Origin of the sequence: Mesorhizobium sp. 113-3-9 (genome assembly GCF_016756515.1) — a bacterium.
GTDB lineage: Bacteria > Pseudomonadota > Alphaproteobacteria > Rhizobiales > Rhizobiaceae > Mesorhizobium.
Genome location: NZ_AP023246.1, coordinates 7,183,921 through 7,200,543, shown reverse-complemented (window position 1 = coordinate 7,200,543; position 16,623 = coordinate 7,183,921). Strand labels below are relative to the sequence as shown.

The window sequence follows — 16,623 nt, the reverse complement described above, 5'->3', positions numbered from 1 at the left end:
ACCCCGCAGATGCCTATTGGTGAGGAACTTTGGGTACTATGGCGGACAGGCGACCGTGCGTTTTTCTCAGGCGGGCTTTGCCCACCGACATTTCGTTCATTATCCGAACAGAGCAGATCCCAGCGTATAGGGATTTTATCGACCAATGGAACGAGTCTCAGCATCTGACCGCCATCGCTGATCCGGACTATCGATATTTTCTGGCGGAATCTGACGGCATCCCTGTGGGCTTCGCGATCTCGAATGGTTGGCGAGCAGCGGAAACTTCGATTTTCGTTAAGCGGCTCGCCGTGACGAAACAAGGGGGTGGGTACGGTCGCGCCATGATGTCTGCGCTAATCGAAACTGTATTTGCCGAATCTTTGGTGGACCGCCTTCGGCTTGGTTGTTTTCCCGAAAATCTGAACGCGAGGAGAAGTTACGAGGCGATCGGTTTCAAGCTTGAAAGCGTGGCGCGGGGGTGCTCTATTTTTCGCGGAAAGCTTCGCGACGAGCTGATCATGGCCTTTGAGCGGTCCGATTGGAAAAGCGGGAGAGCCGACGAAGTTCTACCCATTCCTGGGTAATGTGACATCTGAAGAACGAAGAGACACCGTACTCAGAACGCTTGTCATACACGTACGGTTGACACAGCAAGGCTCAGGTACCCTTTGATGAATGCGTCGCTTTCACCTCGCGCGGGGGATATCCAAACCGCTTGTCTGATTGGATATACCAACCGCCTCTCGGTCCGTGCGGGTGAAAGCATCGAGGTCAAAGTTTCCAGCAGCTTTACGCAGGACTACGCTGCAGACCTAGTGAGGATTTTCTCAGCAGACCCTAACCCAAAGGGACCCGGTTTGGACCTAAGGCCGGTTGCCTCGCCTTTTGAGGGGGCATATCCTTCGGTCTCCAAGCAAATACAGCTGGGTTCTTATGGAGTCATCCCTCTGCAAGGCGCAGATCTGAGGGAAAATACGTTCTCCATCCGGTTTCAGCCTCGGCTGCTACGTTCGTCTCCGCAGACCTTGTTCTCCTTCGCCGACTTGGAGGGCATATCTGTTTCCATCGCCATCACAGATACCCAGCTCGTCTGTCGCACGCCAGCCCAAGTGAGTTTCAAGGAACTCAGCTTAAGAATTGGCCAGTGGTACGAACTGCGCATTGCAGTGCATGGCCATGCGTTGGATGTCGTCGGGTACAATGTAGCTGACGGATTACAAATCGTCGGACACCAAGTCTTCGGATACAATCAGAAAAGCGCAAATGAAAAGGTGGTCCTGGCTGCGACGCCGCGCGATGCTGACTGCTCGATGTTCGAATTTTTTTTCAACGGTCGGCTTGAAGCACCTACTCTCCTTCGTGGGTCTCAATTGCCGCAAAGGCTTGACGGGACACAGCCAATGCCTGATGCGATGCTCGCATGTTGGAACTTTGGTCTGGAAATGTCGACGCCGACAATCCGTGACACTGGCCCGTTGAGGCTGGATGGACAACTTTTCAACTTGCCCACTAGAGCCGTACGAGGCTCGCACTGGTCGGGCACGGAGATGTGCTGGCGCCACGCGCCCGACGAGTATGCGGCGGTCCATTTCCATGAAACCGATCTCTATGATGCGAAGTGGGACACAGATTTCACCTTTGATACAGCGCCAGACCTGCCCAGCGGTGTTTACGGCATCCGACTGAGATGCGGCGGTGCCGAGGATATCATTCCATTCTTTGTGCGGCCGTCCAAGCAGTCTTGTAGGGCAAGGATTGCCATACTTTTTTCGACTTTCACCTACGTTGCCTATGCAAATCACCCTCGTTCAAATTTCGGCGCCGAATATGTCAAACGCCGAGACGAATGGAAATCATACCCCTACCATCCAGCGGAATATCCTCAATACGGTCGGTCCCTTTATGATCTGCATGCCGATGGCACTGGTATTATGTTCAGTTCCATACTTCGACCGCAACTCAACATGCGTCCCGGATATTTCGCCTATGTAGACCATTATGGCTCTGGTCTTCGGCATTTCCCGGCTGATATGCACCTAATTTCTTGGTGCGACGCCAAGGGCATTTCTGTTGATATTGTCACGGACCATGATTTGCAGGATGAAGGGACGGCCGCGTTAGCGGGCTACTCGCTGGTACTCACGGTTACGCATCCGGAATACCACACGAAGAGGACTCTCGACGCTATCGAAAGTTATATCTCCAGCGGTGGAGGCTTCGGATATTTGGGAGGTAATGGCTTTTACTGGCGCATCGCAACCAACGAGCTGTTTCCTGGTGCCATTGAAATCCGACGGGCAGAGGCTGGAGCAAGAGGATGGGAGTGTGAGCCGGGCGAGTATTTCCACGCATTTGACGGCCAGAATGGTGGGCTGTGGTTGAAGAACGACAGACCTCCGCAAAGAATATTCGGAATAGGAATGTCGGCGCATGGCGACTTCCTTGGTACGCACTTCGTCCGGACCCCGGCATCGTACGATGAGCGGTTCGCAAGGTTTTTCGAAGGCATCCAAAGCAAAGAATTCGGTGGCTTCGGGTACTCGGGAGGTGGCGCCGCAGGTTTTGAGGTCGATGTCGTCGACGCAAGCCTCGGTACGCCTCCCGAGACGGTAGTGCTTGCTACCACTGAAGGTATTCCTGGGGAATATTTCTGCGCACCGGAGAAGGCGTTCTGGCCGGAAATCCACACGGCGGAGTGGCAGTCGGCCCAAGTACGAGCAGATTTGTGCATCGTTCCCAAGCAGCTGGGGAATTTTGTCTTTTCGACGGGCTCGATCCTGTTCTGCGGAAGTCTCCCATTCAATGAGTACGATAACGACATCTCAAGGCTTTTGGAAAACGTGGTTCGCGAGTCCTTAGCTCGATACGATGAGTTGGAGCGCCGGCTAATAGAATTAGAGCCATGCCTTTCCGGTTGACGGTGCCTAAAATGCCACCTTTGTTTTTTTCAGGAGAAATCCGCAGCGCATCCCAGATTGGGCTTTCGCCAATAGGCAGCGAGCGGTAAGAATTCCCCTCATGCAGTAAACCTGCGTGTCAGTCGTGATAAGTGAGGTTTCGGGGTGGAACTGGACCGGATTGATCGTAAACTCCTCGTCGCTGTTCAGCAAAATAATCGGCTCACGACAGAAGAGTTAGGCAGTCTTGCAGGGGTGTCGGCAACCGCCTGCCAAAGGCGCTTGAAGCGCCTTCGTGACGAAGGAGTGATCCAGGCGGACGTCTCAGTGATATCTCCAGATGCTGTAGGCCGGCCACTAATGTTGCTGGTGTCGATCGACCTCGAGCGCGACCGCTACGATATTATCGACCGGTTCAAGCAGGCGATACGAAGGACACCTGAGATTGTCAGTGCCTATTTCGTCACTGGAAACGCGGACTTTGTGTTGCTCGTTTCCGTCCGCGACTTAGCAGAGTACGAGTCCTTCTCGCGTCGGTTTTTCTACGAGAACAGCGATGTGAAAGGTTTCAGCACGATGGTGGTCATGGACCGAACTAAGACCTCTCTGGCCATCCCGATAGATGGCTAGAGTTGCCGTAGCAGCTATCAAAGGGGACCTTTTCTCGAGAATAGGTCCCCTTACCTAACGCCTTGCGGCGAAACGAGGTGACGCCGGTGCTTCCTCGCGACCGCGGGCCTCTTTGGAATATGCCTTGCGATTGGATGTGTGGTTGTTCGTTGGGTCATAGTCGATATACGCCGTGGAGGTCGCCCGTCTTCAGTGATCTCTTGCTATCAAGGAGAGCAGGGTGCAGCCTGAAAAGCGCAGGGCCGCGCCCATTTCGCACCTCAGCGGCTTCGCCCCTCCCTGAAGCATTGGTAGCCACCGACCACTCTACAGAACTTAGCCCGTTGGCCAACTCGGGCCAGTCAGCCGGATTAATCCAGCGGAATACGAGATTGATCATCGTTTTTCTCAGCGAATCGCGCTTGGGAAGTAATGGACAAAGCTACCGGCCACCACGAGACGAGCTGCGATTTTTGACACGGAATGGTGGTGTCCTTGCGCAAGCTTTTTTCTTTTCCCGCCCGAAAGCAGCAGGCAGCCGCCCGCGACCCGCCCCATGCTTTCCCGGTATATCGGAGCAAGATTTAAGCATTGATGCGTAAAATTAGCCTGAAACGCAGCTTTTCTGCAAGAATATGGCAATCTTACTGAAGACGGCGTCGGCGCCAATGGTACTGTTCTGACTACGAATTCAACAATTTATCCACAAAGGCACCCATGAAAGTCTCCGGCATTGACAGCGTTAGGGTCGAGAAGGACCTCGCGTTCGCGGTAACTGAGTACCAAACTCGCCTGAAGGCAGTTCGTGAAGGTATTTTGAGCCGAAACCTTGACCTGCTCGTGGTGACGGTCCCCGAAAATATGCTGTACTTGAGCGGATACACCACGCTGGGCTACGCTTCGGCGCAATACCTGCTCATCCCGATTGACGATGAGCCGCTTCACCTGACCCGAGGCATCGAAGAGGTTAACGTCCGGGCCTTTTCCTGGATCGACAGAAGCGCGAGCTACATGGACCACGAAGTCCCGCTCGAACTACTTGCACAGACGCTCCGTGACCTGGGTTATGCGAAATCACGGATCGGGTTCGAAAAAAAGTCGTGGTTCTTCACTATCGCGGATTATGAAAATCTCAAGTCGCTACTTCCAGACGCTCAGTTCGAAGACGGATCAATGATCGTCGAAGCGATCCGTGTAGTCAAATCAGACGCCGAGCTGCAGTACATCCGCCAGGCTGCCAGGATCGCGGAGGCTGGCATGAAAGCTGGCATCGGTCAGATCCGTGCAGGAGCCAATGAAAATGATATCGCCGCTGAGATCCAGCGAGAAGTCACGCTGAAAGGTAGTGAATACCCCGGCTATCCGCCGTTCGTGACTTCGGGTGTTCGAACCAGCTATGCGCACGGCACTTGGTCGGGGCGCGTTCTCCGAGAAGGCGATCCGGTGTTCCTCGAGCTGTCCGGAACCGTGAGGCGTTACAGCGCGGCGCTCATGCGCGCCTCGGTAGTCAGTCCGTCAAACCGTGAACTGGAAAAAATGGAAGATGTTTCCCGCCGCGCGCTGGAAAACATGATCGATGGCATCCGACCGGATCGTCCGCTCGGCGAGGTCTGGAGCATTTGGTCTGACACGGTCAACGCGGGGGGGTACGAAGGTCGCTTCAAGCGTACCGGATATTCGATAGGTATCAACTATCCACCGGATTGGGGCGAAGGACACATTTTGTCCTTCAAGCGCGGAGAGACCCGGCTGTTGCAAGCCAATATGACCTTCCACATTCCGTCGATGGTCAAGGCGTTCGGCTTCGCGGATGTCGGCACCAGCGAAACGGTGCGCGTAACCGAAACAGGCTGCGAGATGATCACCAACTACGAACGGAAGCTCTACGTTCGATAGCATCACGACGACCGCCGCACTTGGCGGAGGCAATCTCGTCATCCAATTGGATACCTCTCGCTGGTCTGAGCACGATCTGCGGGAGAGCTTTTATGCTCAGCAACCAGCAGCGTGAAACGGCCAATTTGGATCGACCGGGTCAAACCGGGGGACTGCGGACATTCGCGACCCTCTTCCTAATGTCACGCGCGCTGGTGCTAAGTAATGCCGATCCAGGCTTACGACTTGCTGGGTAGCGAGCGACAAGTGTCGTTGCTATATGCAGTGATTTCAGTGATGGCGCTGATCGGCACTCTTTTTGTGCCATCTATGATCGATCGCGTCGCCCGGAAATGGGGCTTATACCACTGGCGCAGGTCTCTCATCGGAGCCGTGGCAATGTGTACCTCGACGAACCAGCGCTGGGTGGAGTTCGTGTCGGAAGTGCTGGCCGCCGGTTCCGTTTTTTAGCAGCAGTAGATTGACTTCACTTGTGAGTGGACACATCGCGATCAGCATGCGGGTAGCGCGGGAGCCCCATGCCTCGCCGACCGGACGACCAGCTGCTGATGGCGGACACGTAGCTATCGCGGCCGAAAACCGGGAGTACATCGTGCGAGGCAATCCGCCCAGAACACCTTGTGAAGACCTGACGGCCGCTTCGCGAGGGATGCCTCGATATCTGTTCCGCGGCCACCGCACGCCGTACCGTCGAAGAATTGAGGATCGAGTACGACCCGCACCGCCTTATACGAGTTTGCGTGGCTCACCCTAGCGGGACAACATTAGTCAGGTTCGCGCAGTAGAGGGCTGAACCAACGTGTTCGCCTGCTCTAATTTAAGGTTGGCGAAGAAGATGCCGATTTTCTGCGTAGACAGCTACCGAACGCCGAATATCCGCGTCTATCCCGGAAGATTCGCGCGAACTGCTCGTTCGACGCTGCTATCTTCGCCAAGCGGGCGCTGAGTGGTTCGTTCCCCGCAGCCAGGTGGACGGACAGTCATGCGCGGCTACGCGCGGTCGAACCCACACTGTGTTGAGTATTGCAAGCGGATTTGAGGCGTCGCAGATGGCGGCAGGTTGCGATCCAAGGTCTGATAATGGGACCGTCACGACGGTACGCCCGAAATTCGGTTGGGGCGAAAATGATGTTTCGCACGAGTAGTTGCGGGGGACAAGGATCAAGAAGCTGCCCGGGTACAACCGGGACTTTATGTGCAAAGGACCCGACTTACGCCACCTCCCAAGGCGTGCCAGCCCGGCAGCGAGCTTGGTCTCCTGTCGGGCTGGTTTCATGCAGTGGCGGCAACTCCTCGCTGTAGAGCGATGTGACAAATGTAACATGAGCAAAGGGCAGATTGAATGAGCAGTTTCGCGGGCCGAGACGCGGATCCAACGACCCTTGCGCCGCTCAAAAATCGAACCTTTCGTTCTATCTGGCTCGCCACCCAGGTTTCTAGTCTCGGCTGGTTGATGCAGATTGTTGCCATCAGCTGGCTGATGGCAACGGTCTCGACTTCCGATTTGATGGTAGCGCTGGTTACGGCGTCATCGACGTTGCCAGCCTTCGTTCTGTCCGTATTCGCCGGGGCCATCGCCGACAATTTCAGCCGTCGCCGGGTGATGTTCGCTGGCCGCTGCCTGATGGTAATAGCCTCTGCGATGCTGACCGCTGCTGTGGCGCTGGGCTTTGTCAGTCCGTGGATGATCCTCGGCTTGACCTTCTTGATCGCGTGCGGCGGTGCTCTCAATGATCCCGCCTGGCTAGCCTCGGTTGGCGATATGGTGAGCCGACGCGAGGTTCCCGCTGCCGTTACCCTCCTCTCCGTAGGTTTTAACGCTGTCCGGACCGTTGGCCCGGCACTCGGCGGCATCGTGGTTGCCTCTTTTGGCCTCCTGACAGCTTTCGCCGTAACCACACTTAGCTACCTGGTACCTCTAGGCACGGTATGGCACTGCAAGTGGAAGGTTCGCTCCTCGCCTCTACCGCGTGAGTCGATGAGGACGGCGATCTATGACGGGCTCCGCTTCACGGCCATGTCATCGGAGATCAAGGCGGCGATCGCCCGCGGAACCCTCTTTGGCCTGGCGAGCGTCGCCATACTCGCGCTGCTGCCCCTGGTTGTCCGCGATCAGCTTGGAGGCGGACCGCCCGCCTATGGCACTCTAATGGCCGGCTTCGGGACGGGCGCCGTCATAGCCGGCATCTCAAATAGCCTATTGAGACGGAACTTGAATGTCGTGCGTCGCCTGCGCGGCGTGCTCCCTTTCCCTTGCGTTGACCTCTTCGAGTGCAGTGGCCGGAATTGCGCTCGCCTTGGGCGGCGCGGGTTGGGTCACTGCCTGGTCCGGGCTTGACGTGAGTGTGCAACTGGCGAGCCCGCGCTGGGTCGTGGGGCGCACCATCTCGATCTACTATGCCTTGGCAGATGGCGGCATGGCCGCCGGCAGCTGGGTGTGGGGTATGGTGGCGCAGAACCATTCCCTCACCTTGGGGCTGGAGGGTTCCGCAGGTGCTCTGTTGCTCGTCGCTGCATCGGGCGTCCTGTTTCCTTTACGCGAACGCGGCGGCCCGAGCCCGATCCATTGAATGAATTCGACGCACCGGCAATCTCGCATCATCTTAAGCCGAGAAGCGGTCCCATCGTCGTCAAGGTAGAATACTTGATCCCTGAAGAGAACGTCGGGGCCTTCCTGGAGCTCATGCGCGAGCGTCGGCACGTGCAGACCCGCGTCGGCGCAAGGCATTGGACACTGCAACGCAACCTCCAGAGACCCGTGCAATGGACAGAAACATTTAGCACGCCGACCTGGACAGACTACCTTCGTCTGAACCATCGCCTCACGACAGCGGATCAGGAATTGGACAAGCGTTTTCTGGACTTGCACATTGGCGAATTTCCACCTCAGAAGACGCTTTTGATCGAGCGTTCCACAGGCCAGACTCGCAAGCCCGAGCAATCGACGCCTTATTTTCCACGCCACTGATCATGCACAGCTTGTGTTCGGCGTCTAGGAATCTGACACAAACGCACCGGCGGCTGCAGCGTAAAGTGCTCGTGGTAAAGGAAACCGCGACGGCGCGCCTACCGGAGAGTTCCTCTCCGCTGGCAGGATGCTCTTCGCGAGGTCCAAGCCTAGAGGACTACCTCGAGATGCAATACCTCCGCATAGGCGGGATCTGATAGCTTGGAAGCAGTGCTCAGCCGACAGACGCGGTAATCTGCTTCAACCTCGCGGCAGCAAATTGCAATTGCTCGATGAAGAGAAAAAACTCCTATATGCTTTACGCCCATGCCGCCAGAAACACAAAGCAGTAGGAAGGCGGCCACACTATCGCCGTGCCAAAGGATTGCAATTCCGGCCGGGAGTCCGGTGCATCAGCCGTAGTCGGGTAAAATCGGCGCGCGCTAACTTGTTGTATGACAGCGGGCTTTCCTGAACTCGCAAAGGACTGCCAATTATGGCCAAACCTTCTGCAAAGCAATACATCAGCGGACTAACCGCGATGGGAGTCATCGTTTTAGCCTACGTTCTGATAGGTATCACCGTCCGACTGAACTCACCGGATCATCAGCTGCCAGTCCGCGAAGAAACGGGTTCAGCGAACACAACAACATCGCGGTCGATACCAGGCACTGCTCCCCTAGGCGAGCACGTTGGAGTGGACTGGCCCCTCGGTTCCGGCCATTGAGAAGCTAGGGAGCGCCATCGGAGGGGCCTTAGCCCGAGCAGCTTTCGGGCTCGACAACATGTGGTGGCGAAGCCCACGCTCGCTCCCAGAAACGCTTCTATGGTGTGAGCGGCGACCGTGCCGGACCGCATGCAGCCTGGTCAGCGCCTCCATGCTGCGATGCGAACGGTGCCGCGGCAACCACAAGCTCTTGAAGGCACAAGAGGTCAGGGATCAGGGAGAGCCCAGGAAGTCGCGCGCTGCCTCGGCCCTACGGAAACCAAATTCCGCACTGATCTAGCAGCTGCGCCCCACGCCGCGTATGAGACTAAATTCGGACATTTTGACCTTTGGTATGCGTAAACACCCCGAAAATTGCAGGAATTATGCTTGAGGCCGACAGAATACCTCTACCGCCCTTCGCCGCTGCAGTTTAGCCTCTAAGAACTTGATAGCTACCGAGAAATTGATCCGGGGAGTCTATCGTCGGTAGCATTTAAAGGAATTGAGATGGATATCCTCGAAATTGGTCGCAAGGACAGAAACGCCGTTCTGCATCCTTTTACACAGCTCAAGGATTTCGCGAGCGGTAAGCTGGGCGAGCCCACAATCGTGGAGACCGGCAAGGGGATCAGAATCCAAGACGCCCACGGAAACGAGCTCATCGACGGGTTTGCCGGCCTCTATTGCGTCAATGTCGGCTATGGCCGAACGGAAGTGGCGGATGCAATTTCACGCCAGGCTCACCGTCTCGCGTACTATCACTCCTACGCCGCCCATACCACTGACGAGCTTGCGATCCTGTCCGACAGGCTCGTTAAAATGGCGCCCGGCAAAATGAGCAAGGTCTTCTATGGCATGTCGGGTTCGGACGCGAACGAAACTCAGGCAAAGCTTGTCTGGTACTACAACAATCTTCGAGGCAAGCCGACCAAAAAGAAGATCATATCGCGTGAGCGCGGATACCATGGCTGCAGCGTGGTTTCCGGCTCGATGACTGGCATGAGCTTCTACCACGACCACATGGACCTTCCGTTGCCTCAAATCGTCCATACGGGTGTACCGCATCACTATTGGGGCGGCCAGCCTGGCGAAACCGAACTTGAATTCTCTGCGCGGCGTGCAGAGGAACTTGACCAGCTGATCGAACGGCTCGGACCCGACAACGTCGGCGGTTTTATTGCTGAGCCAGTGCTTGGGACCGGCGGCATTACGCCGCCGCCAGAAGGTTACTGGCAGGCGATTCAGCCGGTACTCAGCAAGCATGATGTGTTGCTGATCGCCGATGAGGTTATTACCGGGTTCGGCCGTACCGGCTCGATGTTCGGGTGCCTCCACTACGGGATCAAGCCGGACCTCATCACGGTAGCGAAGGGCTTAACCTCAGCTTACTTCCCGCTCTCCGCGGCGATCATCAGCGAAAAGGTCTATAAGGTGCTCGAAGAGGGCGCCGACCGCGTCGGAGCATTCTCCCATGGTTATACCTACTCTGGACATCCGATCGGCGCGGCCGCGGCCAATGCAGTCCTCGACATCGTCGAGCAGGAAGACTTGCCCGGCAACGCCCGCGATGTCGGCGCTTTCTTCCAGGCTCAGTTGCAGGAAAGGTTCGCGCAGCTTCCGATTGTGGGAGAAGTTAGAGGCGTCGGGCTTATGGGCGCAGTCGAGTTCGTTGCTGACCGTGACAACCGCAAGCGGTTTGACCCATCACTGAAAATTGGCGCGCGGATCTCGAAAGCCGCCCGGGAGAGGGGATTGATTGCGCGTGCCATGCCTCACGGTGACATTCTGGGCTTCGCACCACCGTTGGTCGCGACGAAGGGCGAAGTGGAAGAGATTGTCGCGATCGCAGAAATGGCTGCCCGCTCTGTCATGGACGAGCTTGCGCGCGAAAGGTTTGAAGCTTTGTAAGGTCCCGCCATCTCCCTTGGTCGGCACGCTCCAGCCGGTCGAGGGAACATGAGCTGATCGCTATTAGAAGGTTAGACCAATATGCCAGTTCTCGACCGAGTTGCCGCCATACAAAAAGACATCGTGGAGTGGCGCCGAGACCTCCATGCCCATCCGGAACTCGGCTTTGAGGAGAACCGCACCGCGACTTTCGTGGCAGAGCAGCTACGCGCGTTCGGTTGCGACGAAGTGACAACCGGAGTTGGCAAGACCGGCGTTGTGGCTGTTATCAGAGGCAACCACGCGGTACCCGACGGTAGGACCAAGGTCATAGGTCTGCGTGCGGATATGGATGCATTACCTATCCACGAAACGACCAACCTGCCCTACGCGTCGAAGCATGAAGGCGTAATGCACGCCTGTGGTCATGACGGGCATACTGCTATGTTGCTTGGCGCCGCAAAGTGCCTCTCGCAAGACAGAGATTTCGCGGGCACTGTTGTGTTGATCTTCCAACCGGCTGAGGAGATTGGGGCAGGGGCTATCGCGATGCTCGAGGATCGCCTGATGGATCGGTTTGAGATCGAGCAGATTTACGGCATGCATACATTGCCCGGACTGCCGATTGGCACGATCGGCATTAGGGCCGGTGCTGTAATGGCCGCAACGGACAGCATCGAAATACGGATTGAAGGCCGCAGCGGTCATCCGGGCAGGGCACATCTGGCTATTGATGCCATTATGGTGACGGCTCAGCTTCTCAATTCGCTACAGCAGATCACCTCACAGAATGTAAATGCTCTCGAAGCCGCCAATATGACGTTTCAGGAAATACACGGCGGCGGCACCCACAGGGTCATTGCTGAAAAAGTGGAGCTGCGTGGTAGCTTGCGCACCTTATCCCCGGATGTACATCAACTGATCAAGAATCGGGTGCGGGAAGTGGCATCCGGCGTCGCCCTGGCTAGCGGAGCAAGGATTGACGTGAAATTCGAGCCAGACCACGGATGTGTCTACAATAGCCCGGCTCAGACGGCAGTTGCACTCACAGCTGCCCAGGAAATCGTCGGCAACAATATCGAGGAGACCCCTCCGACCCTCCTGGGTGAGGACTTTGCGACAATGTCACAGGTACGGCCCGGCACTTTCGTGTTCTGTGGTAACGGAGACAGCGCTGCACTTCATCATCCGTCGTTTGACTTCAATGACGAGTCGGCTGCTTACGGGACATCCTACTGGTTAAGCCTTGTCGAAAAAATACTGGGCGAAGATACTTTCAGGGTGGCTCAACCATCACGTATCGTATAAAACATTAGGGCGGCAGCGGCGATTTTTTCTGATCAGCGTTATCGGTTGAGGACTTCAAACGAGCTTGGTTTGGCGCTCATACTTCGCGCGTGCCTTCTCGGCTTTTGTAAGCTGCAGCACGGCGTGCGCCTCGCGCCACATGGCGGCTGATCTCGTGGAGGTGAAGCTGCATGGCCGCGGTGTCGGCAAACGGCAGCGCCATGGCTACTCCCTTGACGAGCAGCCGCCAATGCTGCCTGATTCGGGTCTTCCACTACTGGACCAATATGCAAACCGGATTTGATGCCGCCTAATGGGAAGACAATCTCCTGGCATCCGAGACAACTGCGTGATTGGCATGACTCCTATTCGCCAATTGGCACAGCACCTTGGTGCGTTCCATAGCGACCATCGTGCTAAATTTCTTTATATCGGCATTCTCGAAAAAAAAGCGGCGGGTCAACGCCTCGTACTCCACCATACCCGCTTACGGAGATTACAAGAACGAAATCGGTTTCACCCGTCACATTATATGCGCACGTAATCTCGGGTGTTCGTCGAACGGCTTGCTTGAAACGATCAAGGATATCTGTGCGATCGCGTTCGAGATTGATATACACCAGCATGAGCATTGGCCGGCCGACGGCTTCGGGCGAAACTATAGCTACGTCAGCTTCGATGATTCGCTCGCGCTGCGCTAATGCCAAAAGCTCCGCGCCGGCGCGTCGCTTCACCCGCCCAAAGCATACATAAACGGGGCACAGCGGCGTCCAAATGGCGCTGTGCGTGCCTTGCCTCAAGGGCATTTATCTTTTGGCGGCAGGGGATGAGGATGGCATATGCTCCTCGAACCAACCAACAACTCGCGCCGCATAATCTAAGATGGCCGGAAAGCTTTGTACGCCATGCCCCTCCTCGGGGTAGACGACGACCACCGAATCTATCCCATACTCACGCAGTGCTGAATGAAATTCGAGCGCTTGGGTGGGAGGCGTACAGGCGTCCAGTGCACCGGCAATGTTCAGAGTAGGCGTTCTTATGCGTATTCCGACGAAGCCGGCCATCGATTCCGATTTGAAGCCGGCCAGTCATTCCGATTTCATTCCGGCCGGTGTTCCGATTTGAAGCCGGCCATTTTTCGGACTGATCCTGGGTCTCGTTGATGTTTGGATTGGGTTTCGTTTCAGGTCAAGCTTGCGCTGTTTCAGAGGCTCTTGGCGAGCGCTGTTTTCGCATGCTTTCACCGGTGAGATCGATGCGATAGGCGTTGTGAACGAGGCGGTCCAGGATGGCATCGGCCAGAGTTGGGTTTGCAATGATCTCGTACCAGCGATCCAGGGGCAGCTGGCTGGTGACGATTGTCGATCGGCGTTCGTAGCGGTCTTCAATGATCTCAAGCACATCACGCCGCTGGTCATCATTGAGTTTTTCGGGTCCCCAGTCATCGAGAATGAGAAGGTCGGTTTTGGCGAGTTGCTTGAGGATCCGGCCATAACGTCCGTCGCCTCTCGCGAGGGCAAGCGTGGCGAACAGGCGGGGAACGCGGTGATAGGCGACGGAGAAATCCTCTCGGCAAGCTTTGTGGCCAAGCGCACAGGCCAGCCAGCTCTTGCCGACGCCCGCCGGCCCGGTGATGAGAAGACTGTGATGCTTTCTGATCCAGTCGCAGCCGGCGAGCGCCATGAACAGATTGCGATCAAGACCGCGTGCGGCACGAAAGTCGGCATCCTCGATCTGTGCGTCATGGCGAAGTTTTGCAGCCCTGGCGCGGGCTTCGAAACGCTTCTGGCGGCGCATGGTAGCCTCGCGCTCGAGCAGCATGGCAAGCCATTCGCCATGCTCGAGGCCGCGTGCTTCGGATTGTGCGTCGAGCTCCTGGAAGGCGGTGGCCATGCCATGAAGGCCGAGTTCGCGCAGCATGTCGATGGTCGGATGGATGAGCATTGGTATGTCTCCTCAATGGAAGTAATCGGGGCCACGCAGATTGGCGTGATCGACGATGGCGGTCGGTTCGGTGGAATGCCTTGCGGCCTTGTGATTGGCGATAAGCGAGGCGATGCTCTTGCAGTTCAGCCCACCGATCTCGACAGCGCGGGCTGACACGGCTTCGGCGCGGTCGCGTGTGATATCGCGAAACAGGCGAAGGACACCCAGGCATGTCCGAAAGCCTTGTTCAGGATGTGGGCGGCTGGCGAGGATTGCGACAACCAAGCCTTCCGTCTCGGGCCCGACGGATGCGGCCCAGCGACGGAAACGATCCGGCGTCCACTCGGCATATCGCCGGTGGGAGCTGGGCATATGATCCGGATCCGTCCCATGACGAGGGCCGCCATAGCGGCGCTGATGGACGGCAATGCGCTTGCCGCGGTGGAAGATCTCGATGGTGCGTGCCGTTGCTCTCAGATCGACTTGCTGGCGAATGAGGCTGTGCGGCACGGAATAAAAGAAGGTCTTGAACTCGACGTGGTAATCCGTCGAGACGCGGGCCAAACGCCACTCGGCGAATTCGTAGTCTTTGCTCGGAAGGCTTGCGAGCGCAGCACGCTCGACGCTCTCAAACAATTGCCGGCGACTGACGCCCAGCCGACGCATGACGTGATCATTGATGCGATCGAGTGCCTGGCGAATGGCGGCATTGGCCTCGGCCAGCGAGAAGAAGGTCTGGTTGCGCAGCCGCCCCAGAATGCATGACTGGGCGAAACGCACGCCGTTCTCGACTTTCGATTTGTCCTTCGGCCGTCGCGGCCGTGCCGGAAGAACGCCGACGCCATAATGGGATGCCATCATGCCGTAGCTGCGATTGATCTCGGGATCGTAGAAGCTGGCGCGGCTGACACCCGACTTCAGATTGTCGGGGACGATCAGTCGGGGAACGCCATCAAAAAAACGAAACATCCTGACGTGCGAACCAATCCAATCAGGTAGTGTCTGGGTCCAGGTTGCTTCGGCATAGGTGAAGCTGGACGCTCCCAAGACCGCCACAAAGATCTCCGCCTCACGGAGCTCGCCGGTGTCTCGATCAACGATCGGGATCTTCTTGCCGGAATAGTCGACGAAGACCTTGTCGCCGGCGGCGTGTTCCTGGCGCATCGTCGGCGAAAGCCGCTGTTCGAAGCTGCGAAAGAGCTCGCAGAACCGGCTGTAGCCATATCCGTCGGGATGACTTCCTCGATACTCTTCCCACAAGATGAGGAGCGTGACGCCCGGCTTCTTGAGCTCGACGGCAAGATCGGCCCAGTTCGGCTCTGCGCGCCGCCGCGTGCCCTGTTTGACGCCATTGCGAGCGAAGAGTTTGTTCTCAAGCGCGTCATCGGTCAGCTCGCCTGGCAGGGGCCAGCTCAACCCGATTGCCGCTGCGCGCCGCAGATTATCCTGCACCGTACTGCGTGCTATTCCCAGCACGACCGCAATCTCGCGGGAGCTGGTCCCGCTTCCGGCAAGCCGAAGCATTTGTCTCAACTGTCTCATGGTCAGCCTTCTCTTTGCCGGCATCAAAATGTCCTCGTTCATCGCGAGGTAATTGATGCCAAAGTTGCTGACCCAGGAGGTAATCTTCAGTGCCGAAAACCGGCCGGTCTTTGGTTGGAATGGTGGCCGGCTTCATACCGGAATGGTGGCCGGTGTTTGATCGGAATGGCGGCCGGCTTCACGTCGGAATCCGCAGTAAGCGGTACTCCGCTGGCACCTGGAGATAAAATTATGGATTTGTTGTCGATGAGTAATAGCCTTGGTGGACACTGCAGTTGTGCACAATTGCGGTCGTCACGCCTTCATGGTTACCGTCATTGAGAGCGAGATCGAGTTAGGACAGGCCCGCATTCGATGACCAACGGAACGGTAAGTTTTTACAACGACAATGCAGATGATTACGCTGCCCGTGAGCGTGGACCGAATCCTAGACTGTTTCCCTTTCTGCAACGCTGCAAGGCAGCGGGCAAAGTACTGGAATTAGGAGCTGGCGGAGGCGTTGATGCCGCCGCGATTATCAAAGGCGGCTTCGACTTGGATGCCACCGATGGCTCTTCGGAACTCGCGGCAATAGCCACGCGCCGACTAGGTCGGCCAGTCAGAACGATGCTCTTTGACGAGCTTGATGCCATTGACGCTTATGACGGTATCTACGCCTGCGCATCTCTGACCCATGTCCCTAGACCCAATCTCCAGGGAATAATCGAGAAAGTCTACCGAGCTTTGACACATGGCGGAGCCGCTTGGGCCAGCTTCAAAACCGGAGTCCGTGAAGGCACAGATGCTCTCGGCCGTTACTACAACTATCTTTCCGCAGACGAATTGATCGCAGTCTGGCGCGAAGCCGCACCATGGCGCAATGTCGAGATGGAGTCCTGGTTGGGAGGAGCTTACGACAGCAGGGCAACCTCGTGGGTAGCTATCACTGCAATCCGGTAGCG

12 protein-coding genes and 1 pseudogene are annotated in these 16,623 nt (G+C 56.8%); 9 read left to right on the top strand and 4 right to left on the bottom strand.

Annotation, left to right across the window (positions count from 1 at the left end):
• Positions 1-38: 38 nt before the first annotated feature.
• From MesoLj_RS34395 to MesoLj_RS34360, 8 genes and pseudogenes are all read left to right on the top strand, one after another.
• Positions 39-566: a GNAT family N-acetyltransferase gene (locus tag MesoLj_RS34395; RefSeq protein ID WP_202324238.1), complete on the top strand. Its 528-nt coding sequence runs from the start codon at positions 39-41 to the stop codon at positions 564-566.
• Positions 567-653: 87 nt separating this feature from the next.
• Positions 654-2,900, top strand: coding sequence for a N,N-dimethylformamidase beta subunit family domain-containing protein (locus MesoLj_RS34390; protein WP_202324236.1), 2,247 nt, complete (start codon positions 654-656; stop codon positions 2,898-2,900).
• A 144-nt stretch (positions 2,901-3,044) separates the two neighbouring features.
• Complete coding sequence (locus MesoLj_RS34385; protein ID WP_027056471.1) at positions 3,045-3,509, top strand: Lrp/AsnC family transcriptional regulator; 465 nt, start codon at positions 3,045-3,047, stop codon at positions 3,507-3,509.
• A gap of 696 nt (positions 3,510-4,205) precedes the next feature.
• Positions 4,206-5,384 (top strand): M24 family metallopeptidase, encoded by a 1,179-nt coding sequence (locus tag MesoLj_RS34380; protein ID WP_027056470.1) that lies wholly within the window; start codon positions 4,206-4,208, stop codon positions 5,382-5,384.
• Between the two features lie 204 nt (positions 5,385-5,588).
• A complete protein-coding gene (locus MesoLj_RS34375) occupies positions 5,589-5,834 on the top strand; it encodes a hypothetical protein (protein WP_202324233.1) in 246 nt (81 codons plus the stop codon).
• Between the two features lie 892 nt (positions 5,835-6,726).
• Positions 6,727-8,352 (top strand): annotated as a pseudogene (locus tag MesoLj_RS34370) (MFS transporter).
• Positions 8,353-9,547: 1,195 nt separating this feature from the next.
• A complete protein-coding gene (locus MesoLj_RS34365; protein WP_446720277.1) occupies positions 9,548-10,948 on the top strand; it encodes an aminotransferase in 1,401 nt (466 codons plus the stop codon).
• Between the two features lie 81 nt (positions 10,949-11,029).
• Complete coding sequence (locus MesoLj_RS34360) at positions 11,030-12,235, top strand: amidohydrolase (RefSeq protein ID WP_051355523.1); 1,206 nt, start codon at positions 11,030-11,032, stop codon at positions 12,233-12,235.
• Between the two features lie 395 nt (positions 12,236-12,630).
• Here the strand turns inward: MesoLj_RS34360 and MesoLj_RS36775 are convergent, their stop codons facing one another.
• The 4 genes from MesoLj_RS36775 to istA all read right to left on the bottom strand — a co-directional run bounded on the left by MesoLj_RS36775 (position 12,631) and on the right by istA (position 15,682).
• The gene (locus tag MesoLj_RS36775) at positions 12,631-12,840 is read right to left on the bottom strand and encodes an Lrp/AsnC ligand binding domain-containing protein (protein ID WP_342215835.1); all 210 of its coding nucleotides are present in this window, start codon (positions 12,838-12,840) and stop codon (positions 12,631-12,633) included.
• 180 nt (positions 12,841-13,020) lie between these two features.
• Positions 13,021-13,278: an alpha/beta hydrolase family protein gene (locus tag MesoLj_RS36955; protein WP_202324231.1), complete on the bottom strand. Its 258-nt coding sequence runs from the start codon at positions 13,276-13,278 to the stop codon at positions 13,021-13,023.
• A 124-nt stretch (positions 13,279-13,402) separates the two neighbouring features.
• On the bottom strand, positions 13,403-14,158 hold the full coding sequence (gene istB, locus MesoLj_RS34345) for an IS21-like element helper ATPase IstB (protein ID WP_202324181.1): 756 nt from the start codon (positions 14,156-14,158) through the stop codon (positions 13,403-13,405).
• Positions 14,159-14,170: 12 nt separating this feature from the next.
• Complete coding sequence (gene istA, locus MesoLj_RS34340) at positions 14,171-15,682, bottom strand: IS21 family transposase (protein ID WP_446720276.1); 1,512 nt, start codon at positions 15,680-15,682, stop codon at positions 14,171-14,173.
• Between the two features lie 354 nt (positions 15,683-16,036).
• On the opposite strand from istA, the gene MesoLj_RS34335 reads away from it, so the two are divergent.
• Positions 16,037-16,621: a class I SAM-dependent methyltransferase gene (locus MesoLj_RS34335; protein WP_202324228.1), complete on the top strand. Its 585-nt coding sequence runs from the start codon at positions 16,037-16,039 to the stop codon at positions 16,619-16,621.
• Positions 16,622-16,623 lie beyond the last annotated feature (2 nt).